Source organism: Xenorhabdus sp. PB30.3, from assembly GCF_963895965.1.
In the GTDB taxonomy this organism is placed as follows: Bacteria; Pseudomonadota; Gammaproteobacteria; order Enterobacterales; family Enterobacteriaceae; genus Xenorhabdus; species Xenorhabdus stockiae.
On record NZ_CAWQMW010000122.1, the window covers coordinates 35,193 to 57,316 of the forward strand.

Annotated in this window: 26 protein-coding genes; 11 read left to right on the forward strand and 15 right to left on the reverse strand. The window is 43.8% G+C overall.

Features of this window, described 5'->3' with window-relative positions; all coding sequences use genetic code 11:
• Both AACX38_RS09270 and AACX38_RS09275 read left to right on the forward strand, forming a co-directional pair.
• Positions 1 to 471 carry a ribonuclease domain-containing protein gene (locus AACX38_RS09270; protein WP_228862903.1) on the forward strand — a complete coding sequence of 157 codons (471 nt, stop codon included), beginning with the start codon at positions 1 to 3 and terminating at the stop codon, positions 469 to 471.
• 4 nt (positions 472 to 475) lie between these two features.
• A complete protein-coding gene (locus AACX38_RS09275; RefSeq protein ID WP_099122289.1) occupies positions 476 to 745 on the forward strand; it encodes a barstar family protein in 270 nt (89 codons plus the stop codon).
• A 67-nt stretch (positions 746 to 812) separates the two neighbouring features.
• Here the strand turns inward: AACX38_RS09275 and AACX38_RS09280 are convergent, their stop codons facing one another.
• Positions 813 to 1,766, reverse strand: coding sequence for a D-2-hydroxyacid dehydrogenase family protein (locus tag AACX38_RS09280; RefSeq protein WP_228862904.1), 954 nt, complete (start codon positions 1,764 to 1,766; stop codon positions 813 to 815).
• Between the two features lie 286 nt (positions 1,767 to 2,052).
• On the opposite strand from AACX38_RS09280, the gene AACX38_RS09285 reads away from it, so the two are divergent.
• Complete coding sequence (locus tag AACX38_RS09285) at positions 2,053 to 3,759, forward strand: BBE domain-containing protein (RefSeq protein WP_228862905.1); 1,707 nt, start codon at positions 2,053 to 2,055, stop codon at positions 3,757 to 3,759.
• 70 nt (positions 3,760 to 3,829) lie between these two features.
• Here AACX38_RS09285 and yjgA read toward each other — a convergent pair whose 3' ends face one another.
• Positions 3,830 to 4,366 carry a ribosome biogenesis factor YjgA gene (gene yjgA, locus AACX38_RS09290; RefSeq protein WP_099122292.1) on the reverse strand — a complete coding sequence of 179 codons (537 nt, stop codon included), beginning with the start codon at positions 4,364 to 4,366 and terminating at the stop codon, positions 3,830 to 3,832.
• 199 nt (positions 4,367 to 4,565) lie between these two features.
• Between yjgA and pmbA the strand changes: the two genes are divergently transcribed.
• Positions 4,566 to 5,909, forward strand: coding sequence for a metalloprotease PmbA (gene pmbA / locus AACX38_RS09295; RefSeq protein WP_228862906.1), 1,344 nt, complete (start codon positions 4,566 to 4,568; stop codon positions 5,907 to 5,909).
• Positions 5,910 to 5,959: 50 nt separating this feature from the next.
• On the opposite strand, the gene rnk is transcribed toward pmbA, so the two are convergent.
• From rnk to AACX38_RS09360, 13 genes are all read right to left on the reverse strand, one after another.
• Positions 5,960 to 6,370 carry a nucleoside diphosphate kinase regulator gene (gene rnk / locus AACX38_RS09300; protein WP_228862907.1) on the reverse strand — a complete coding sequence of 137 codons (411 nt, stop codon included), beginning with the start codon at positions 6,368 to 6,370 and terminating at the stop codon, positions 5,960 to 5,962.
• Positions 6,371 to 6,554: 184 nt separating this feature from the next.
• Complete coding sequence (gene alr / locus AACX38_RS09305; RefSeq protein WP_228862908.1) at positions 6,555 to 7,787, reverse strand: alanine racemase; 1,233 nt, start codon at positions 7,785 to 7,787, stop codon at positions 6,555 to 6,557.
• A gap of 404 nt (positions 7,788 to 8,191) precedes the next feature.
• Entirely contained in the window at positions 8,192 to 8,464 is a 273-nt protein-coding gene (gene npr, locus AACX38_RS09310; protein ID WP_099122296.1) for a PTS phosphocarrier protein NPr, read from the reverse strand.
• Positions 8,465 to 8,482: 18 nt separating this feature from the next.
• Positions 8,483 to 9,334, reverse strand: a complete 852-nt coding sequence (gene rapZ / locus AACX38_RS09315; protein ID WP_038259562.1) for an RNase adapter RapZ — start codon at positions 9,332 to 9,334, stop codon at positions 8,483 to 8,485.
• Between the two features lie 106 nt (positions 9,335 to 9,440).
• On the reverse strand, positions 9,441 to 9,908 hold the full coding sequence (gene ptsN / locus AACX38_RS09320) for a PTS IIA-like nitrogen regulatory protein PtsN (RefSeq protein WP_099122297.1): 468 nt from the start codon (positions 9,906 to 9,908) through the stop codon (positions 9,441 to 9,443).
• A gap of 169 nt (positions 9,909 to 10,077) precedes the next feature.
• Entirely contained in the window at positions 10,078 to 10,365 is a 288-nt protein-coding gene (gene hpf, locus AACX38_RS09325; protein WP_099109641.1) for a ribosome hibernation promoting factor, read from the reverse strand.
• A gap of 96 nt (positions 10,366 to 10,461) precedes the next feature.
• On the reverse strand, positions 10,462 to 11,901 hold the full coding sequence (rpoN, locus tag AACX38_RS09330) for an RNA polymerase factor sigma-54 (protein WP_228862909.1): 1,440 nt from the start codon (positions 11,899 to 11,901) through the stop codon (positions 10,462 to 10,464).
• Positions 11,902 to 12,203: 302 nt separating this feature from the next.
• A complete protein-coding gene (gene lptB, locus AACX38_RS09335; RefSeq protein ID WP_099109643.1) occupies positions 12,204 to 12,929 on the reverse strand; it encodes an LPS export ABC transporter ATP-binding protein in 726 nt (241 codons plus the stop codon).
• A 6-nt stretch (positions 12,930 to 12,935) separates the two neighbouring features.
• Positions 12,936 to 13,499 carry a lipopolysaccharide ABC transporter substrate-binding protein LptA gene (gene lptA, locus AACX38_RS09340; protein ID WP_099109644.1) on the reverse strand — a complete coding sequence of 188 codons (564 nt, stop codon included), beginning with the start codon at positions 13,497 to 13,499 and terminating at the stop codon, positions 12,936 to 12,938.
• Positions 13,480 to 14,073: an LPS export ABC transporter periplasmic protein LptC gene (gene lptC / locus AACX38_RS09345; RefSeq protein ID WP_099122300.1), complete on the reverse strand. Its 594-nt coding sequence runs from the start codon at positions 14,071 to 14,073 to the stop codon at positions 13,480 to 13,482. Before lptC ends, lptA begins: the two co-directional genes overlap by 20 nt.
• Before the next feature lie 19 nt (positions 14,074 to 14,092).
• Positions 14,093 to 14,656, reverse strand: coding sequence for a 3-deoxy-manno-octulosonate-8-phosphatase KdsC (kdsC, locus tag AACX38_RS09350; RefSeq protein ID WP_099109646.1), 564 nt, complete (start codon positions 14,654 to 14,656; stop codon positions 14,093 to 14,095).
• A 143-nt stretch (positions 14,657 to 14,799) separates the two neighbouring features.
• Positions 14,800 to 15,768 (reverse strand): arabinose-5-phosphate isomerase KdsD, encoded by a 969-nt coding sequence (kdsD, locus tag AACX38_RS09355; RefSeq protein ID WP_228862910.1) that lies wholly within the window; start codon positions 15,766 to 15,768, stop codon positions 14,800 to 14,802.
• A 116-nt stretch (positions 15,769 to 15,884) separates the two neighbouring features.
• Positions 15,885 to 16,853: a calcium/sodium antiporter gene (locus AACX38_RS09360; protein WP_228862911.1), complete on the reverse strand. Its 969-nt coding sequence runs from the start codon at positions 16,851 to 16,853 to the stop codon at positions 15,885 to 15,887.
• 227 nt (positions 16,854 to 17,080) lie between these two features.
• On the opposite strand from AACX38_RS09360, the gene mlaF reads away from it, so the two are divergent.
• The 7 genes from mlaF to murA all read left to right on the forward strand — a co-directional run bounded on the left by mlaF (position 17,081) and on the right by murA (position 22,005).
• Positions 17,081 to 17,899 (forward strand): phospholipid ABC transporter ATP-binding protein MlaF, encoded by an 819-nt coding sequence (mlaF, locus tag AACX38_RS09365; protein WP_099109649.1) that lies wholly within the window; start codon positions 17,081 to 17,083, stop codon positions 17,897 to 17,899.
• A gap of 15 nt (positions 17,900 to 17,914) precedes the next feature.
• Positions 17,915 to 18,697, forward strand: a complete 783-nt coding sequence (gene mlaE, locus AACX38_RS09370; RefSeq protein WP_228862953.1) for a lipid asymmetry maintenance ABC transporter permease subunit MlaE — start codon at positions 17,915 to 17,917, stop codon at positions 18,695 to 18,697.
• Between the two features lie 4 nt (positions 18,698 to 18,701).
• A complete protein-coding gene (gene mlaD, locus AACX38_RS09375; RefSeq protein WP_228862912.1) occupies positions 18,702 to 19,214 on the forward strand; it encodes an outer membrane lipid asymmetry maintenance protein MlaD in 513 nt (170 codons plus the stop codon).
• Positions 19,215 to 19,247: 33 nt separating this feature from the next.
• Entirely contained in the window at positions 19,248 to 19,877 is a 630-nt protein-coding gene (gene mlaC / locus AACX38_RS09380; protein WP_099122304.1) for a phospholipid-binding protein MlaC, read from the forward strand.
• Between the two features lies 1 nt (position 19,878).
• Positions 19,879 to 20,244 (forward strand): lipid asymmetry maintenance protein MlaB, encoded by a 366-nt coding sequence (gene mlaB / locus AACX38_RS09385; protein ID WP_228862913.1) that lies wholly within the window; start codon positions 19,879 to 19,881, stop codon positions 20,242 to 20,244.
• Positions 20,245 to 20,436: 192 nt separating this feature from the next.
• Complete coding sequence (ibaG, locus tag AACX38_RS09390) at positions 20,437 to 20,691, forward strand: BolA family iron metabolism protein IbaG (protein WP_099109652.1); 255 nt, start codon at positions 20,437 to 20,439, stop codon at positions 20,689 to 20,691.
• Positions 20,692 to 20,748: 57 nt separating this feature from the next.
• Positions 20,749 to 22,005: a UDP-N-acetylglucosamine 1-carboxyvinyltransferase gene (murA, locus tag AACX38_RS09395; RefSeq protein WP_099122305.1), complete on the forward strand. Its 1,257-nt coding sequence runs from the start codon at positions 20,749 to 20,751 to the stop codon at positions 22,003 to 22,005.
• Positions 22,006 to 22,124 lie beyond the last annotated feature (119 nt).

Below are 22,124 nucleotides of genomic sequence, written 5' to 3' on the forward strand. Positions count from 1 at the left end.
ATGAAAAAGAGCGTACTGGCAGGTGTATTGCTGCTTCTGGCTGTTATCTCTGTTGTTTTTTTTAAAGACACGGGGTTATCTGGTGGCGGGAAAACACCGAAAAATACGGTGGTAGCAGAAGAGACAACCACTCTGCACATTGATGTTCTGACTGAACAGCAGCGGGTTGCGAGCTATCTGAAACAACATCACAAATTGCCTGATTATTACATTACGAAGAAACAAGCCCGTCGTTTGGGCTGGGAACCCCGTAAAGGTAATTTATGTGAAGTCGTACCGGGAAAAGCAATTGGTGGGGACAGGTTCACCAACCGTGAACATAAACTGCCAGATGAAGCCGGACGCCAGTGGTTTGAAGCAGATGTGAATTATAACTGTGGGCGTCGGGGTAGTGACCGGTTACTCTATTCTAACGATGGGCTAATCTACCTGACGCTTGATCATTATAACCATTTCACAAGGCTGGAATGAGAATATGAAAAAAGTGGAATTCGATTTTAACCATATCCCTGATTTAACAACTTTCTATAATCAGTTCAGGGAGCGTTTCGATCTTAGCGACCATTTTGGTGCTAATTTGGATGCGCTCTGGGATGTGGTAACAAGTGAAATTGAGTTGCCTGTTGATATTACCTTTATCCATCTGGATGTGCAGAAAAAACCACATTTTGCAGCGCTGGTGCTTTTGTTTGAGGAAGCTGAAGAAGAGCTGGAAGGGGAACTCAAGTTTGATGTGATGAATTAACTTTTCCCTTCTTATTACACCGCTACATTGGCTGAAATGTGGCGGTGTTTCTCTATAGAGCCAGCGGTTATTTATTCACAACGTGGCTTTCATCGCCAGAGAAATAACGCTCAACATTCTTAAATGCGCTGTCAAAATAGATGTCATAGCAGCTTTTTGTGACATAACCTATATGTGGACTGCACAGGACATTATCTCGTTTTAATAAAGTGTGGCTGGCATCCCAAATTGGTTCAACATCAAAAACATCCAATGCAGCAAAACCCGGCGTACCCAGATCAAGTGCTTTTTCAAGAGCACCGGCTTCTATAAGCGCTGATCTTGCTGTATTGACTAATACCGCACTGTTTTTCATATGAGTCAGATCAGTCAGTGTGACATTACCTGTCGTCTCTTTAACCAGACGCTGATGCAGGGTAATAACATCCGATGTTTTAAAGAAATCTTCACGTGACTGAGGGACAATCAGACCATCCCGACGGGCTTTTTCCTGTGAACGTTCTGAACCCCAAACCTGAACCTTCATATCAAATGCACGAGCATATCTGGCAACCCGTTGACCAATATTTCCATACCCGAGGATCCCAAGGGTTTTTTCAGCCACGGTATCGCCCAGTTCAGTTTGCCACTGACCTTTTTTCATCGACTCCACTAAAACGACGAATTTGCGGATGGAACTTTGAATTAACAGCCAGGTTAACTCTGCTGCGGCAACAGGAGAACCGGCACCTTCTACGACAGCAATGCCCCTTTGTTTACATAAATCCAGATCGATATTGTAAGCCACCTTTCCTGTCTGGCTGATCAGTTTTAAGTTGGGCGTTTTGGATAAGAACTTCTCATCAATAATTGTTCTTTCACGGATCAATATCAGTGCGTCAGCCTTAGAGAGTAACTCACTGGCTTTAGGATCGCGATCAATTGCACCGAGGCTGACAATGTCAAAATCACGGTTTTGATATAAAGACTGAATCTTTTTTGTTGCAGATTGATAATCATCTGGAATAACAATTAATGGCATTTGAAAATATCCTTTTCACGAATTCGGGAACAAAAAGAGCTTAATCGATATTTAATGTTTTACTTTCAATGTGCTTAAAAATAAGTATAGATTATTTATGTTCGGATATTACTTTATAATAACATTAAAACCAACTCATTGGTTTAAGATCCATTAAGATCACGAGGCTAAATTTAGGCTATATTCAATAATTATTGTTATAGTTTATTTTGTATTTATTAACAAAGATAATATTTTAATTTTTAAATTATCTTTTAATTATGAGCTATTTCGCTAGGAGCTAATTATGTCAACTAGTTATATATCTAAGAGAGATGCTCGATATAATACTTTAAAAAAAGCGTTTAATCTTCGCTGGCCGGATCATAATAATGATGTTTCAGAGATTTATATTTGTAATAATGAGCAGGATGTTTTAGCTGCGGCAATAAATATACATGAGGAAAATAAAAGAATTACAGTCCGAAGTGGTGGGCACTGTTATGAAGGATTTGTGAGTAATAATACCTTTAATGGTAATGAAAAAGAACAGGATACCGTTATTATTGATATAGGTGGTATATCAGGAATTAAATATAAAGAGGATAGAGGAATCACTTCTGAGTATGAGAGTGAAAGTCATAATGAAAAAACACAATACACTTTCAAAATATCAGCAGGAAATCAAAATTGGGATAGTTATGTTAATCTCTATAAAATATCAGGGAAAACAATACCTGGTGGCTCCTGTTATTCTGTTGGTTTAGGTGGCCATATTACAGGTGGTGGATATGGGTTGCTGTCCCGTAAACATGGCTTAATAGTTGACTGGCTTTCTGGCATCGACATCCTTATACCTGATGAGAAAGATACTTTTAAGATTATCCATGTCTGCAAAGAGAGTAGTGATGACCGGTATCAGAGATTATTCAGAGCATGTTGTGGGGCTGGAGGAGGTAATTTTGGCATTATATTGAATTACTATTTTAAAGATTTGCCTGATGCACCAAGTACTGCAGGGATCATCCGGCTAACTTACCCTTGGGATAAAATCGCCGATAAAAATGCATTCAGTAAATTTGTTCAGGCATATTATTCATGGTTTAAGGATAATGATCAATATTGGAATAATAATGATGAAACGAAATGTAATGGTGGGTTATTTTCCTTATTAAAACTACAACATATCTCCACAGGGAATATAGAGCTTATTATACAATATACCGGCAAAGATGGTTCTTATAAGACAGGTGTTAATGATGCACCTTTACTCAATTTTATTAAGACTATGGATCTTGCTGCAAATCATAATCTTTTTACTTATCAATCAGTAAATTTATCCACAATACATGGCCCGTTAGTACCACGGATAGATCAAGTTTCTCTGAGTCAGTTTTATGATGATAATAATAATTTATCAGGTTTACCTGTGCGGATTATGGATTGGTTATACTTGACTCAATCTATTAATGGTTCTGGCGAAAATCAATATGGAAAATATAAATCAGCCTATCAAAAAGGAAAATTCTCAGATTATTCATTACTTATGATGCATCAATTATTAACAGAAAATAAAGGTAAATTATGTGTTAAACAAGAATTAATACAGATAGATTCATATGGTGGTTGTATTAACCAGGCAGATAAAAATCAAGAGACTTCGGTTTATCAGAGGGAATCTCTGCTAAAGTTACAGTTCCAGAATTATTGGAAAGATCCTGCACTGAGCGATGATTGTGTTAGTTGGATGCAGGTTACTTTTCACGGATATTTTAACGAATATAATGGAAAACCCTATGAAAAATATGATGGTAAAGATACACCCTATCAGGGATGCTATATAAATTATCCAGATATTGATATGAAATATACTGATTTCACTCATAAAACTATAGATCCAGACTGGCTGGCACTTTATTATGGCGAAAAAATATCAAAAGAACTTATTGAAGTAAAAAACATATTTGACCGGGATAATATTTTCCGTCATGAAATGTCGATTCCCCTGAAATAATATTTTTATACTTTACGAAATTTCTGTTTTTAATTAACCGCCATTTCTTGAAGAAATGGCGGTCTGAGTATCATGCTGTTCCAGATAATTCTTTCAGATACTGAAAAATCTGTCGGTAGGATTTTGGTGGTTTGTTTGCTGCTTTCTCTTTTTTGGCATTACGCACCAGCGTCCGTAGTTGCTGGCGATCGGTATGCGGATAGAGTGTCACAACTTCTTCAAGCGCATTGTCATTTTCCAGTAATTTATCCCGCAGTTCTTCCAGTTTGTGCAGGATCACAACCTGCTGGTTATGCCGGTTTTTCAGTTTATCCAATGCGATAGTAATTGGCTCTGGATCGCGGGCACGCAATAGTTTGCCTATCAATTGTAACTGGCGACGGCGACCTTCACGTTTGATTCTCTGTGCCAGCTCAATAGCGGCCAGCAAATCTTCATCCAACGGGATGCGTTCCAGTTCGCTTTTGCTCAGTTCAACCAGTTCTGCTCCCAGCTTTTTAAGCTCTTCCGCATCCCGCTTGATTTCACTTTTACTGACCCAGATTATCTCTTCTTCTTCCTCTTCAGCAGGATAATTGTCGAGCCAATCTTCAGGCTGCTTTGCCATAATTGTTTTCCTTCTAAAAAGGCCGGATAAGGTGCACTTTGGAACATGACCAATTTCCCGGTGGGTGTTAACATCTTCTAATATTGTCTATTGTAACTGGGAAAATTGCCTGATTACCACACGGCATTAATACTGAAAGCCGGAATATAGCACTTTTCCTGATAAATTCCCTTTTAATTTAAATGGTTATGGTTAATTAATGATAGTTACCAATCAACAAATTGCGGAGCAACGTAAGCAACTGGAAGAGGCTGTTTCCCACGCTCTGGAATTAGCGAAAGCAGGTTGCGATGCTGCGGAAGTCGCGGTCAATAAAACAACGGGGATCAGCGTCAGTACCCGTTTCAGTGAAGTCGAGAATGTAGAATTTAACAGTGATGGGGCATTAGGCATTACTGTTTATAATCAGCAGCGTAAAGGCAGCGCATCATCTACTGATTTAAGCCCGGAGGCTATTGCTCGTACTGTTCAGGCGGCTATTGATATTGCCCGTTATACTTCGCCTGATCCTTGTGCTGGCCCGGCAGACAAAGAGTTACTGGCGTTTGAAGCGCCTGATCTGGATTTGTTCCACACTGCTGATTTGGATGCTGATAAGGCAATTGAGCTGGCAGCCCGTGCAGAACAGGCTGCACTAGAGGCCGATCAGCGTATCACTAATACCGAAGGCGGCAGCTTTAATGCCCACTATGGCATCCGCGTCTTTGGTAATAGTCATGGTATGTTGCAGAGTTACTGCTCAAGCCGCTATTCCACATCTAGCTGTGTGATTGCAGAGCAAGACGGCAATATGGAACGCGATTATGCCTACACCGTGAACCGTCGTTTTGATGAATTGCAGTCACCAGAGTGGGTTGGTCAGGAGAGTGCTCAACGTACATTGTCTCGTTTAGGAGCACGTAAGCTTTCGACGATGAAAGCACCAGTGATCTTTTCCGCAGAAGTAGCTACCGGTCTGTTTGGTCATTTGGTCGGTGCAATTAGTGGCAGCAGCATCTATCGTAAATCCTCCTTTCTGCTGGACAGTCTGGGTAAACAAATCCTGCCTTCGTGGCTGACAATTGAGGAGCAGCCTCATTTATTGAGAGCTCTGGCTTCAACACCTTTTGACAGTGAAGGCGTACGTACACTGCCCCGTGAAATTATTAAAGACGGTGTATTACAGTCATGGCTGATGACGTCATATTCTGCCCGTAAACTGGGTCTGACAAGTACCGGTCATGCAGGTGGAATTCATAACTGGCGTATCGAAGGGCAGGGGCTGGGTTTTGCTGGGCTGTTGCGGGAAATGGGCACTGGTCTGGTAGTGACGGAACTGATGGGACAGGGAGTCAGCGCAATAACAGGAGATTACTCTCGTGGCGCTGCCGGTTTTTGGGTCGAAAATGGCGAAATTCAGTATCCCGTCAGTGAGATAACCATTGCAGGCAATCTGAAAGATATGTGGGCAAATATGGTAACAGTCGGTAATGATATCGAAACACGCAGTAACATTCAGTGTGGTTCGGTTCTGTTGCCGGAAATGAGTATCGCCGGTCAATAAGGGATACTCAATCAACAACAGCCAGTCTGGTCTACTGGGCTGGCTGTGAGTTAACGGTGATATTCACCCGCTGCTTCTGGTTGATAAAGTATCTCTAATACTTTTATCCGTGTTTTTTCACCATTCGGCAATTCCCACGTGATCTCGTCATTAACCCGCAACCCTAAAAGTGCAGCACCTAAAGGTGCCATGACGGATAGCTGTTTTGTGCTGTCCTGTAGCGATGCAGGGTAAACGAGAGTACGGATACGCTCTTCATTATTGCTAAAATCAATGAATTTAATTTCACTGTTCATAGTAACAATATCTGCTGGGATTTCTGCTGGCGATAAGATTTCCGCTCTGTCCAGTTCATCGTTCAGTGCATCTGCGATGCTGGTATTGGCAAATGCGGCTTGTTCCAACAGAGAATCTAAACGTTCTGCATCTAGTTCATTAATAATGATATTTGGTTTTTTCATACCACGCTCCAAATTAGGCTCAATACAAAATAACACCCCGCAACGCAAGGAGGGGGGTGTTATTTTCAATGTGATTAAAGTGATATTAGGCTGTTCTGTCATGAAAATAAAGAGATCATGATCACGAACTGTTTGGTGCTGCTAATGAAACAAGGTTCAGCCAGATATTATGACAGGTGACAAATTATAGGCCTGTGACGGTGATCTTCGGGTTGGTTTCGCCAAAGATTGAAGTCAGTTCAACAATGTGCATGCCGCTCCATTTTTGAATGTCAGCCTGAGTAATTTCTTCGTTACCTTGTTTACCCAAAATCACAACTTCATCACCACTCTTAACTTCAGGCAGATCAGTCACATCAATCATAACGGTATTCATGGAAACGCGGCCGACAACCGGTGCACGATGACCGTTAATCAGAACATAGGCTTTGTTTGACAGAGCAGTGCTGAAACCATCAGAGAAACCGACCGGCAGGTTAGCAAGGATAGAATCACGCTTCAGGATGTGAGTGTTGTCGTAGCTGACACCATTGCCTTTAGGGTATGGTTTAACAGAAGCAACGCGGGTTTTTACCTGAATCAGAGGTTTGAACTCCGGATGGCTGTCTTGCAAGATGCCGTACAATGCGCTGCCAACGCGAGCCATATCAAACTGGGCTTCAGGTAAGCTCAGTGATGCAAAAGAGCTGGATGCGTGCAGAGTGATTTCGTCTCTTTTCAGGTTTGCTTCTTTAATCAACCAGGCAGTTTGTTCGTTGAAGTTTTTGATACTTTCGCGGATCACATTCAGGTCAGTGAGAGCATGGTGGCTCATGATGCCAACCAATTTCAGGTTAGGCAACTTAGCAATTTGCAGTGCTTCCTGTTTGCCCTGTTCGGTTTTCATTTCCAGCCCATTACGGCTCATCAAACCGGTGTTCAGCGCTAAATGAACACGGATCTCTTTTCCATGTTTCTTAGCCACGGCATCAATAGCTTTAGCGCTTTCCAGATCGCCAACCATCTCTTCCATGTCATAGCTCAGCGTGCTTTCAATTTCATCTGCCATTGCTGCACGGACGCGTACCAGCTGGCCGGTAAAACCACTATCACGTACGATACGGGCTTCTTCATTACTGGTGATCCCAACACAAGGTACTCCGGTTTTAATGATTGACGGCATCAGCAGACCGAGACCATAACCATAAGCATCACCTTTCAGAATTGCACATATTTTGGTGTCTTTGTTCAGGGTTTCTTTCAGTGTTTGGATATTGTTTTCGAAAGTGGTGGTGTTGATTTCCACCCAGGCATTGTTGTTAACCGCAACACGTTCTGCCTGCGTATTATCTAAAGAAAGCACAGGTGCCGCCTGAGCTGCGCCCTGACATAAAGTCAATCCAAGAAAGATAGCTAATGTGGTCTTATTAAAACGCATGAAGTAAATCTCCAGTTTATGAACTGTACGTATAATTCTTTGTGTATAAAATCCCGTTAATGATAAGTTTTTTCCAAACCTATTTCATAGGGTTAAATTATTGATGAATAACATTTATTGTTACCTGATGACTATTTATAAATAGTCGGAATGTTCAGCTTATTTAATTAACAAAACTTCTCAATATCTCTTTGCTTATAAATTTATAATCAGAATATATGAAGGTTATTTTATCTTTTGTTGGTTTTAAATATGGCTTTTGTTTCTGTTATTACAGACTAGCAAGCAGTATTAAGAGAAAAATAAAGAGAGTCAGGTGTTATTAACTGAATGAGAAAGGAAGGAGAAAATAGAGAAAAGTGTGATAGAAGGTCTGTGCTACAAACAGGCAAAATCGTGTAAGTTTATTCTTCGTCAAAGCCGGAATTGAATAACGCCACAATCGCTGACAAAGCCTGTTGTTCATCAACTCCGGTTGCTTCAACTTCAATGTAGCTACCTTGTTCAGAATCGAGCATCAACATGGCTATGACGCTGTGGGCTTCGGCCTGAACATTGTTGCTGTTGCGCAGAATGACCTGAGACTGAAACTGCTGCACGAGATCGTGCAGCTTCATGGCAGGCCGCGCATGCATACCGAGTCGGTTTTTAATCTCAAGTCTCTGTTTGACTGTCATGGCCTGCTCTATATAAGGTTACTTACGTTTTTCCAGTGTACGGTGGCGTGACTGAACGTTCTTACCACGGGAACGGAAGTAATCAGCTAATTGTTCTGCTACGTAAACCGAACGATGTTTACCACCGGTACAGCCAATGGCAACTGTCAGGTAGCTGCGATTATTGGTTTCCAGCATGGGTAACCATAGCTCAAGATAGCTGCGGGTCTGGTAAATAAAGTTATGTACTTCGGTATGACGATCCAAAAACGCAGCAACCGGACGATCCAACCCAGTCATAGGGCGAAGTTTTGGATCCCAGTGTGGGTTTGGCAGGAAACGTACATCGAAAACATAATCTGCATCAATCGGAATACCGTGTTTGAAGCCAAAAGATTCAAACACCATTGTCAGTTCACGTTCACGTTTGCCCAGTAAACGTGTTCTGAGCATTTCAGCCAGCTCATGAACTGACATTTCAGAGGTATCAATGATCAGATCTGCCCGGGAACGCAGAGGTTCCAGTAAATCGCTCTCTTTGTCGATGGCACTTTCCAGTGACAGGTTTTTGCTTGAGAGTGGATGCAGGCGACGGGTATCACTGTAGCGACGGATCAGAGTGTTACGATCTGCGTCAAGAAACAGAAGTTGTGGTGAAAAGCTGTCCGGTAATTTTGTCAGTGCTTCTTCGAAAATTTCTGGGGATTCCGGCATATTGCGTACATCAATACTGACTGCCGCTGAAATATCACGTTCAGCCAGTGTATTAGCCAGCTCTGGAAGTAGTACTACCGGCAGGTTATCCACACAGTAGAACCCCATATCTTCCAGCGCACGCAGGGCTACGGACTTACCAGAACCAGAACGACCGCTGACTATCATCAGCACCATGAAATGACTCCCCTTTATTTTGCGGTTCATCAGAACCGCCGTCGTTTATACCCTCTGGGTATATTGCTTTTCAACAATCAATTGTAACTGTAATTGTAATTGTTATTTATTCAGTAATAATTTTGTATAGCTCTTCATCACTTTGTGCCGAACGCAGGCGACGACAGAAATTTTTATCTGAAAGACGCTTTGCGATCAAGGATAGTGAATGTAAATGTACCTGACACTGATTAGATGGAACCAATAAAGCAAACAGCAAGTCAACAGGCTGATTATCAATAGCATCAAACGTAATTGGTTGTTCCAGATGTAAGAATACACCCACAGCATTATCTGAACTCTCGGTCTCCAGTTTGCCGTGAGGAATGGCAATCCCGTTGCCAATACCGGTTGTTCCTACTTTCTCACGGGAAAGGATGGCTTCAAATACGGCACTCTCTGGTAAATTCAGCTGCTTTGATGCCAGCTCGCTGATAATCTCTAAGGCGCGCTTCTTACTCGAACAGGATATGTTATTACGCGTACATTCGGGTGAAAGCACTGAGCTTAGTGGTAAATCTGTTTCGTTGTTCATTTCTTTATTCGCTTAGGGCTTTAATACCGGATGCCTGAGTTCAGACATCCGGTACTGAGGCACTGTTATTACCATTAAGCCTTCAGGTGCATATAGCAGCCTGAAGGCCGTTAGTTGGTTACAAATAGAACAGTGAGAATCTTATGACAGCCCTGTTGTCTGAAAGCTATTAATGTTGTCTCAATTTACTTTTGTGTTTGGTCAATTGACGAGTCAGTTTATCAACAAGTGCATCAATTGCCGCATACATGTCTTCATGCTCTGAACTCGCATGCAACTCACCTCCATTGACATGCACCGTGGCTTCAGCGATTTTCTGCACTTTTTCCACCCGGAGGATGACCTGAATAAGGTTAATCTTATCGAAATATTGATCCAGTTTGCCGCATTTCGTATTCACAATGTTGCGTAGTGCATCAGTGATTTCAATATTGTGGCCTGTGATATTGAGTTGCATAGTGTTTTCCTTCTCTCTCCGTTGTCTTTCAGGCTGTCTCTTTGTTGGTGGTTAGCCGCCTCGATACAAACCTGAAATTCATAGGGTCTATGTTATTCAAACCAACTTTTTACGCTGGTTTGAAGGCGGGATGGATAACGACTCTCTATATTTTGCGACAGTTCGACGAGCTACCTGAATACCCTGTTCGGCAAGTAGGCTGGTCAGCTTACTGTCACTCAGTGGTTTGGCCGGGTTTTCTGCCGTGACCAATTTTTTCACCAGTGCCCGTATTGCTGTAGAAGAAGCTTCACCTCCGCTGTCAGTATTCACGTGACTGGAGAAAAAATATTTCAATTCAAAAATTCCCCGTGGACTATGCAAATATTTCTGGGTTGTCACACGGGAAATGGTGGATTCATGCATATCAACCTGATAGGCAATATCTGCCAGTACCAGTGGTTTCATGTACTCTGCGCCATGCTCAAAGAAATCCTGCTGCCATTCCACAATGCAGTTACTGACCTTTAATAACGTTTCATTGCGGCTCTCAAGACTTTTTATCAGCCACTTGGCTTCCTGTAGGTTATTGCGGATAAACAGGCTGTCACTCTCATTCTGAGATTGTTGCCCCAGTGCAGCATAGTGCTGATTAATGCACAAGCGGGGAATGCTATCTGTATTCAGCCTGACCTGCCAGCGTTCATTTTCTTTCTGGACGAGTACATCGGGGATCACGTATTCGGATTCACCGGTATTGACCATTAACCCGGGCCGTGGCTCCAGTGACTGTATGATAGCAATAGCTTCTTTCAGAGCACTCTCTTTTAATTTGCTCTGGCGCAATAAATTTCGGAAATCCCGGTTGCCCAGCAGTTCAAGATACTTGCTGGTAACCAGTCTGGCTTCGTTCAGGTAGGGAGTTTCTATCGGCAACAGTGAAAGTTGGATGAGTAGGCATTCACGTAAGTCACGTGCTGCAACTCCGATGGGATCAAAATGTTGTACCCGTTTGAGTACGGCTTCGATTTCTTCCGGTGTCAGTTCATCATTGCCGATGCTGATAAGGATATCCTCGACAGAGACGGTCAGGTAGCCTGTTTCGTCAATAGCATCAATGATTGATGTAGCTATGGCTGAATCTGTTTCAGTAAAAGGGGTCAGCGCAGCTTGCCACGTCAGATAGTCTTGTAGTGTCTGGGTGGTTTCCCCCTGATAGACGGGGAAATCATCCGCACTGTAATCACTTCGCGTTCCTGAAGATGTACCGGCGCTGTAAATTTCATCCCAGCTGGTATCGAGGGGTAATTCTTCAGGCATATTCTTTTGTTCAAGCGCTTCGAGGGTATCCATAACCGTTGTTTCGGTATCTGAATAATCCTGAGCATCAATTTCCTGAAGTGTGTCTTCCTGTTCAAGCAGGGGATTCGTTTCCAAAGCCAGTTGAATCTCCTGCTGAAGTTCGAGCGTAGAAAGTTGCAACAAACGGATTGCCTGCTGAAGTTGTGGCGTCATCGTCAATTGTTGACTGAGTTTGAGTTGCAAACTTTGCTTCATAACGTTTTCACTTCCTCCTGAACTGATCCTTTAGTACTCCTGAATGGATTGCCCTCGAACTGATATACACTTCGTCTTTCAAGTCGCCTCTTTGTTGGCTGCGCTCGCTCATCCCGGTCACCGTTTTTATCAACATACGGTTATCTATGCTCCCGGGAATTACTGAGAGGCTCCTGCCTCTCACCGGAGGCCAGCCTTTGGCTGGGCAAATTCGTTCCCGACGAATTTGTCATTCCCTTGCCGCCGCGACGCATCTTGAAATTCATTGTGTAGTTTCCCTGAACTCTGCCTGACAATGAGCCTTAAAGACGGAAGCCTTCACCCAGATAAACACGCTTAACCTGTTCATTGTTAAGGATGTCCTCTGGTGTGCCATGAGCAATCAGATGCCCCTGGCTGACAATATAAGCGCGCTCACAAACATCCAGCGTTTCACGGACATTATGGTCAGTAATCAGGACGCCCAGACCATAATCCCGCAGATGTTGAATGATCTTTTTAATATCAAGGACTGAGATTGGGTCAACACCCGCAAAAGGCTCATCCAACAGAATAAATTTAGGGTTTGCTGCCAGTGCCCGGGCGATTTCCACACGGCGGCGCTCACCACCGGACAATGACTGACCGAGGCTATTACGCAAATGGGAGATATGAAATTCTTCCATCAGCTCTTCAGCGCGTTCTTTACGCTGTTCCTGATTGATATCTTTGCGGATTTCAAGGACAGCCATTAAGTTATCGTATACGCTCAGCCGACGGAAGATAGAAGCTTCCTGAGGTAAGTAGCCGATGCCCCGGCGGGCACGTTCATGCAGAGGCAGCAGGCTGATATCTTCATGGTCAATGGTAATAGTACCCGCATCGCGGGGCACGATACCAACGACCATATAGAAAGTTGTGGTTTTACCTGCACCATTTGGCCCTAGCAGGCCCACAATTTCACCTGATTTGACTTTCAGGCTGACATCCTCAACAACCTTACGCCCTTTATAAGACTTTGCCAGATTGTCTGCGTTTAATATTGCCATACGTCGTTATTTACTCTTTTTATGAACTTCAGTGCTGTTAGTACCGGTATTGTTAACACCCGGGCCTTTTTCCTGTAACTGAGAAGGCAACAGGACGGTGGTAACATGCTTACCTTTATCACTAAAGGCTTCCATTTGCTGTGTTGGCACTAAATAGGTGATTTTATCGCCTTTGATATTGCTGTCGAGCTGTTCAAGATAAGCATTACCTGTCAGTGTGATCAGCTCATTATTCATCTCATAGCGCATCTTCGAAGCATGGCCTTTGATAGGTTTACCATCATCCTGCAATTGATAAAATGTTGCCGGGTTACCATAAGCTTCAATAACCGTTTTTTTGGAATCCCCGTCAGGGCGGGTGACAACAACCTTATCTGCATGGATATCAATCGAACCCTGCTTTACAATAACATTATCCGTAAATGTGGCAATGTTCCCCGTTAAATCCAGTGATTGTCTGGCTGAATCAATGGTAATGGGTTTTTGGGTATCATCTTTCAGTGCCAGTGCAGGCAAACTGACTGCAACCAGTGTACTGGCAATAAAGGTATTACGGATTAGGTTCTTCATGTGGAATCTCATATTGAGTGGTCACCTTTTCAATCAGTTCAGCAGTTTTATCTCGCAGGTTGCCGCGCATTTTCATCCCAACAGATCTCAGACCGACACCTTCTAATGTAATTTTATCGTCGGATGCCACATCCTGCGTCACAAGATTGACGGTCGCGTTTTCTGTTGTAATACGTTTCAGTTGTGATGCGTCATTCAGGCTATCTACCTGAACATCCCCATATAAGTAGAGCATATTATCATGGGTAAGTTTCGCTTTATTGGCACGTACTGTCCATGTTGCCGGTGGTGGTGTGGATTTACTGTTAGCATCAAACGTTGTTAATACTGGCTTGGTAAACCAAGTCAGCTTTGTTTCCGTATAATTCTTAACATCATCGGCCTCTAGTTTGTAAACCAGTTTACCTTCTGGATCATAAACAAATGTAGTGGCTTCTTTTGTTTGATAAGTCGGGTAACCCTCATCCAAAACGGGTGAGGAGGCGTCTTCATTTGAATTGGATAAATTCCAGCCAATCAATGCAAGCACAATTAAAGTCAGTATTGCGATCAGCCAGGATTGAGTTCTGCTCATTCTTTTTTCAGTTCATGTGTTATATGGATAAACCTTTGGCATCTTCCAGCTTGTTCTGAGCAAAAAGCACCAAATCACAAAGTTCTCTGACTGCACCGCGACCACCGGCAATCCGAGTGACATAATCTGCTTTGGGCAGCAGTAGCGGGTGGGCATCTGCTACGGCAACAGATAAGCCGACTTTTGCCATTACAGGCCAATCGATAAGGTCATCGCCGATATAGGCAACCTGTTCAGGCTGTAGCGCTAGTTTATCCAACAGTTCCTGATACGCCAAAACCTTATCGTTCTGACCTTGGTAAAGATGTGTAATACCAAGAGTTTTTGCACGATCTTCCAGCAATTTGGCCTGACGACCGGTAATAATGGCAACTTCAAGGCCAGAAGTGATTAAACAACGGATGCCGTAACCATCACGCACATTAAAGGCTTTCAGTTCTTCACCCTGATTGCCCATATATATCAGGCCATCTGACATCACACCATCAACATCACAGATTAACAGACGAATTTTACGGGCTTTTTCGATAATGTTTACATTAACTGGGCCATAACAGGTATCCAGATAGGTATTTTGATTCATTCAGGAATTTCTCTATTCATAATTTGCAACAGGCCTCGGTTGCAGGCCTGTTTACTACATCTTTGCTGATACTGTTTATCAGTATTGCTTACGGGTACAACCCTATTCGCATCACCATCCTATCAGATTTACATGGCGGCTTTTTATACCACTCCTGCCTGTAATAGATCGTGCATATGTAATACGCCGAGCAATGTGTCACCTTCAGTGACCAGCAGGGAAGTGATATGGCGTGATTGCATCAGATTCAGGGCATCAACTGCCAGAGTATTCGGTTTGATACGGATCCCGCCGGTGGTCATAACGTCAGAAATTTTGGCATTATTCAAATCAATCCCCATATCAAACACGCGGCGTAGATCCCCGTCAGTGAAAATACCGTCGATCTGCATATCATCACCACAGATAACCGTCATGCCCAGTTTTTTTCGGGTAATTTCTATCAGGCCTTCACGAAGGGTGGCTGTGCGGGGAACGCGCGGAATATCATCGCCTGTTGTCATTAATTCGCTGGTCAGCAGCAACAGTTTACGCCCAAGTGCCCCGCCGGGGTGAGAAAGAGCGAAATCTTCGGTGGTAAAGCCACGGGCTTCCAGCAGGGCAAGAGCCAGTGCATCTCCCATAACAAGCGTCGCTGTTGTGCTGGTGGTGGGAGCTAACCCAAGAGGACAGGCTTCCTGTGGTGTTTTAATGCACAGGTGGACATCCGCGGCTTTGCCCATGTTACTGTGACAGTTATTTGTCATACAAATGAGAGCGACTTTCTGCCGCTTAAGTACCGGAATAAGTGCGAGGATTTCGTTCGATTCGCCGGAGTTGGAGATAGCCAGTACGATATCTTTTGGCGTTACCATACCAAGATCACCATGACTGGCTTCGCCGGGATGGACAAAGAATGAAGGCGTTCCGGTACTGGCAAATGTGGCTGCGATTTTCCGCCCGATATGGCCGGATTTCCCCATTCCCATAACAATGACTTTACCTTCACATCCAAACATAAGCTCGCAGGCTTTGCTGAAATCGTCATTGATGTATTGCTCTAATTCCGCCAATCCTTCGAGTTCGATATGTAATACTCTTTTACCTGCTTGCTGAAAATCGATCTTAGGCATTTCTACTCCCACTTATTCCCATTACAACCGGTAATTACTCAGAACATTGATCACCAGACATTGATCATCAAATCGTGATTATCAAACATCAGTTACCATACATTAGTCACCGGATATTAATCACCAGGCATCACAAAAAGTGCAACAAAATATGCAATAAAGCAGCTAAGTAATAGTGCACCACTCAGCCGGTTAAACCGATGTTTTCTTCTCACACAGAATATCGTGAATAGTACACTCGCCGCCATCATGATCCAAAAATCCCGGGAAAAGGCGTAGGATGAAATAACGCTGGGTGAAAATAGGCCGGAAACACCTAACACAAGGGTCATGTTGAAAACATTAGAACCAATAATATTTCCCATGGCCATATCATTTTCACCTTTAATGGCTGCGGCAATAGAGGTGGCGAGCTCTGGCAGGCTTGTTCCCACCGCCAGAATAGTTAACCCAATCACCAAGTCGCTGATACCGTAAATCCGTGCAATGACGGTGGCATTATCAATGACCATTCGGGTGGATATCGGCAGGAGTAGCAGCCCTAATACAACCCAAAGCAGCGCGATACCGTTATTACCTTCGTCGGGTAATTCTGCATCTCTCTCCTGTGTATAGCTGTCAATATCATCAGATTGGGTACTGACTGTCATTTTTATCATTATTGATATAAAAAACAGGGCAGTCAGTAATAAAAAAATCCCATCCAGACGGCTCAGGTAGTTATCAGACAGCAGATAACCTACAAAGGCCATAATCAGCAACATTAGTGGTAATTCCCGCCGCAGGATCTCTGATTGCACTTTTATTGGGCGTATCAGTGCCACTGCGCCGGTAATCAGTAGCAGATTGGTAATATTGGAGCCGAGTACATTACCTACGGCCATGTTGGGTAACCCGTTCAGACTCGCGTTTACAGAAACCATCAGCTCAGGCAAAGAAGTGCCGATGCCCATAATCACCAGACCAATAATAAAAGGAGGGACTTTTAATGTGCGGGCAAATACCGCAGCACCATATACTAATCTATCAGAACCATACACCAGTAAAATCAACCCGGTAATGAGCAGTAAAATAGTCAGAAACATGTTGTGTTCCTTAGAGAAAATTCATGTGAGCACAATGCCAGTGTTGGTTGATTTCTGGACAAAAATATTTATTTAGCCAGATTTATATATTCTGAAGGCCGAAAGTTAAAAAGTAAAATTTGCTATCACTTTGCTAACGCAAATTGGAAAATTTTTTTGTAGTATGCATTACTAATTATTTAGAAACAGCAAGAAATTCGTTTATTAACGATTAAGGGCTATCAATAATGAGTCAACTAACAGCAAATCTTATTGAGATCTGCGGCATGTCTTTTACCCGTGGTCAGCGCCCGATCTTTTCCGATATCAATCTAACGGTTCCAAAAGGGAAAATAACAGCCATTATGGGGCCTTCCGGTATTGGAAAAACGACTCTGCTGCGTCTTATGGGCGGGCAAATCCGCCCTGAGCGCGGTGAGATTTGGTTTGATGGCGATAATATTCCGGCATTGTCCCGCCAGCGCCTTTATGAAGTTCGTAAGAAGATGAGTATGTTATTTCAATCGGGCGCATTATTTACGGATTTGAATGTGTTCGACAATGTCGCTTTTCCCTTACGTGAGCATACTAAACTCCCCGAAGAATTAATTTACACTACAGTGATGATGAAGCTGGAAGCGGTAGGATTACGTGGTGCGGCAAAACTGATGCCATCTGAGCTATCGGGAGGAATGGCAAGGCGGGCTGCACTGGCGCGGGCGATTGCACTTGATCCTGATTTAATCATGTTTGATGAGCCATTTGTCGGTCAGGATCCTATTACTATGGGAGTGTTGGTTAAATTGATCGATGAACTTAACCATGCGCTCGGTGTTACCTGTGTTGTGGTTTCCCACGATGTTCCTGAAGTACTGAGTATTGCTGATTATGCCTATATTGTGGCTGAGCAGAAAGTGATTGCAGAAGGGACGCCTGAACAATTGAAAATGAATCAGGATCAGCGGGTACGTCAGTTCCTTGATGGTATTGCTGACGGGCCGGTACCTTTTCGTTTCCCTGCGGGGGATTATAAAACCGAGTTATTAACTAACAGAAATCGTTATTAGGATACTTGAATGTTGATGTTAACACGGGCGCTGGCAACATTTGGCAGGCGTGCGATTGAAGTTGTGGCTTCTTTCGGTCGGGCCGGTTTTATGTTATTCAGCGCGATTATTGGTAAGCCTGAGCCTGCAAAGCAGTGGCTGTTATTGCGCCAGCAGCTTTACAGTGTAGGCGTTCAGTCACTACTGATTATTGTAGTTTCCGGTTTGTTTATCGGTATGGTTCTGGCTTTGCAGGGCTATCTGGTGCTGAGGACTTTCAGTGCTGAAGGTAGTCTTGGCATGATGGTGGCGTTATCGTTGCTGCGGGAACTGGGGCCGGTCGTGACCGCACTGTTATTCGCCGGTCGTGCGGGTTCAGCCCTGACGGCAGAGATCGGCCTGATGAAAGCGACAGAGCAAATTTCCAGTCTGGAGATGATGGCAGTAGACCCGTTGCGTAGGGTAGTTGCCCCGCGTTTTTGGGCTGGTTTTATCAGTATGCCTTTACTGTCATTGATCTTTGTAGCTGTAGGTATTCTGGGCGGTGCGATGGTCGGAGTCGACTGGAAAGGGATTGATGGTGGTTTTTTCTGGTCTTCCATGCAATCAGCGGTGGAATTGCAGAAAGACATACTTAACTGTTTTATTAAGAGCTTAGTTTTTGCCATCGCGGTGACATGGATCGCGCTGTTTAATGGGTATGATGCTATCCCGACATCAGAAGGGATCAGCAGGGCAACGACGCGTACAGTGGTTCATGCATCGTTGGCAGTATTGGGTTTGGATTTTGTGCTGACAGCACTGATGTTTGGGAACTAATTCGATGCAAAGCAAGAAAAATGAAATTTGGGTTGGAAGTTTTATCTTAATTGCACTGGCCGCAGTCATTTTCTTATGCCTGAAGGTCGCTAATGTCCGATCTTTTGGCAGTCAGACCACTTATCATGTCATCGCAGCATTTGACAATATAGGTGGGTTAAAAGAGCGTTCTCCTGTCAAAGTAGGAGGGGTGGTCATTGGTCGGGTAGGGAAAATCTGGCTCGATAAGAAAACGTATACTCCGCAGGTTGAACTGGATATTTTCTCGCAGTACGACAATATTCCAAGTTCCAGTTCGCTGTCTATCCGGACTTCAGGTCTGTTGGGTGAACAATATGTTGCGTTGAATGTTGGGTTTGATGATGCTGATTTGGGGATCACCATGCTGAAAGATGGAGATCGCATTGAGGACACCAAACCTGCAATGGTTCTTGAAGATTTAATTGGTCAGTTCCTGTACAAAAGCGGAAGTGGTGATCAGCAAAAATCATCTGAGGCTCCAGCACAGGTACATTAACCAGCAATCCACTGCTTAGGAGAAATAGCAATTATGTTTAAGCGATTACTTATGGCTGCCTTATTGGTAGTTGCACCACTTGCCAACGCGGTTGATCAGACTAATCCGTATGCTTTGATGAAAGTCGCGGCAGAAAAAACTTTCTCACGTCTGAAGGGTGAACAATCGCAGATTCGTGCTAATCCGGAAATGTTGCCTCAGATCGTGCGTCAGGAGCTATTGCCTTATGTTCAGGTAAAATATGCAGGTGCGCTGGTTCTGGGGCCTTATTACAAACAGGCGACGCCAGAGCAGCGTGATGCTTATTTTAAAGCATTTGAGGATTATCTGGCGCAGGCTTATGGTCAGGCTCTGGCAATGTATCACGGGCAGAATTATCAGATTGCCCCGGAGCAGCCATTGGGAGATAAGAATATCGTCGCTATTCGTGTCACCATTACCGATCCGAATGGTCAGCCTCCTGTCCGTCTGGATTTTCAGTGGCGTAAAAACAGTAAAACCGGATATTGGCAGGCTTACGACATGATAGCTGAAGGTGTGAGCATGATTACGACCAAGCAGAATGAGTGGTCGGAAATCCTGCGCCAGAAAGGTATTGATGGTTTGACAGAGCAGCTGAAAATCAGTGCACAGGCTCCAATCACTTTAGAAAAGAAAAAGTGATATGGAAAACGGTGAAATGAAAAACCGGGGGATGGATAAAGCCTCTGACAAAACACCGCTTAGCTGGCAACAGACAGGAAGCACCCTGTTTCTGAAAGGTACGCTGGATCGCGATAGCCTGCTGCCTTTTTGGCAGCAAAAGGACAGCTTATTGGCTCACATTGAAAACATTGATGTTTCAGGGCTTGAGCATGTGGACTCGACGGGAATGGCCTTATTTGTCCGCATAAAAGGCGACTGGCAGCAGCGTGGTAAGGTGCTGACATTTTCTGGCATAGGGGAGCGATTGAACACACTGATTGCGCTCTATAGTCTACAAAGTCTCTTTGCTGATAATTCGCTTGAGAAAGGAAATTCGCCAGAATAAATATAATGCCTTCATTCTAGACCTAACAGATTTCAGGGTGTTGTTGATAACTCTGTTACCTGAAAGGTGGATATAATTATCGCCCTTATGAGTCATTGTCTTATAAGGGCGTTTTTCTTGGTTTAAGAGTCGTCTGGATTCCATTACGATAGGCATCTACTATTATTTTTTAACGACGAATGTGAGCAAGATATGGATACTAATGAGATTAAACAGGTACTGATGGAAAAATTGGTACTTGATGAAGTTATTGTTAGCGGCGACGGCAGCCATTTTCAGGTAATTGCTGTAGGTGAAATTTTTGGTGAGCTGAGCCGGGTAAAACAACAACAAACAGTTTATGCACCTCTGATGGAATATATTGCTGATAATCGTATCCACGCCCTGTCAATTAAGACCTACACACCAGCGCAATGGCAACGTGACCGCAAGCTCCAGGGTTTCTGAGGTTGTTTGCTTCGCCGCGAACAGCGCACTTTGAATTAAATAAGAGAATTATGACAGATGGATAAATTTCAAGTGAAAGGGCCGACCTGCTTGTCAGGCGAGGTCACTATTTCCGGGGCAAAAAATGCCGCATTACCAATCCTGTTCGCAGCGTTGCTGGCGGAAGAGCCAGTTGAATTACAAAATGTTCCTGAATTAAAAGACATTGATACCACAATCAAGCTATTGAATCGTCTGGGAACGAAAGTGGAACGCAAGAATGGTTCCGTCTTTGTTGATGCCAGCGCTGTTAATGAATACTGTGCTCCTTATGAACTGGTCAAAACCATGCGTGCTTCTATCTGGGCACTGGGGCCATTAGTCGCCCGTTTTGGTCAGGGACAGGTTTCTTTACCCGGCGGCTGTGCCATTGGTGCCCGTCCAGTTGATCTCCATATTACCGGGCTGGAACAACTTGGTGCAAAAATAGTGTTGGATGAGGGCTATGTTAAGGCATCCGTAGATGGTCGTTTAAAAGGTGCCAGTATCGTCATGGATAAAGTCAGTGTCGGTGCAACGGTCACTATCATGGCGGCTGCAACACTGGCGGAAGGCAAAACCATTATTGAGAATGCAGCCCGCGAGCCTGAAATCGAAGATACAGCTAACTTCCTGAATACGTTGGGTGCAAAAATTACGGGTGCAGGAACAGATCGCATCGTGATTGAAGGTGTAGAGCGTTTGGGCGGTGGTGTTTATCGTGTCTTGCCTGACCGTATTGAAACCGGCACTTTCCTTATTGCAGCGGCTGTTTCACGCGGGAAGATTGTCTGCCGTCAGGCCAAGCCTGATACACTGGATGCCGTGCTGGCTAAATTACGTGAAGCGGGTGCAGATATTCAGGTAGGCGATGACTGGATTAGCCTTGATATGCATGGCAAGCGGCCAAAAGCGGTAACATTCCGTACAGCACCGCATCCGGGTTTTCCTACAGATATGCAGGCACAGTTCAGCTTACTGAATATTGTTGCTGAAGGTGCGGGCATGATCACCGAAACTATTTTTGAAAACCGTTTTATGCATATTCCTGAATTGATTCGAATGGGGGCACACGCAGAGATTGAAAGTAACTCTGTACTCTGCCACGGCGTTGAGAAATTATCAGGTGCTCAGGTCATGGCAACAGATCTGCGTGCTTCCGCGAGTCTGGTAATTGCTGGCTGCATTGCCGAAGGAACAACAACCGTCGATCGCATTTATCATATTGATCGGGGCTATGAGCATATCGAAGATAAGCTGCGTGGTCTGGGAGCCAATATCGAACGTATTAAGTAAATATATCTTTCGTCTTACAATTTAGCGGTACTCATTCCCCCCGGTCACATAGCTATAAATATAGTGTTATCTATGTTTCCGGGGATTTATCTTCGTGCGCTGTAGCGCTCCTTTTAAAA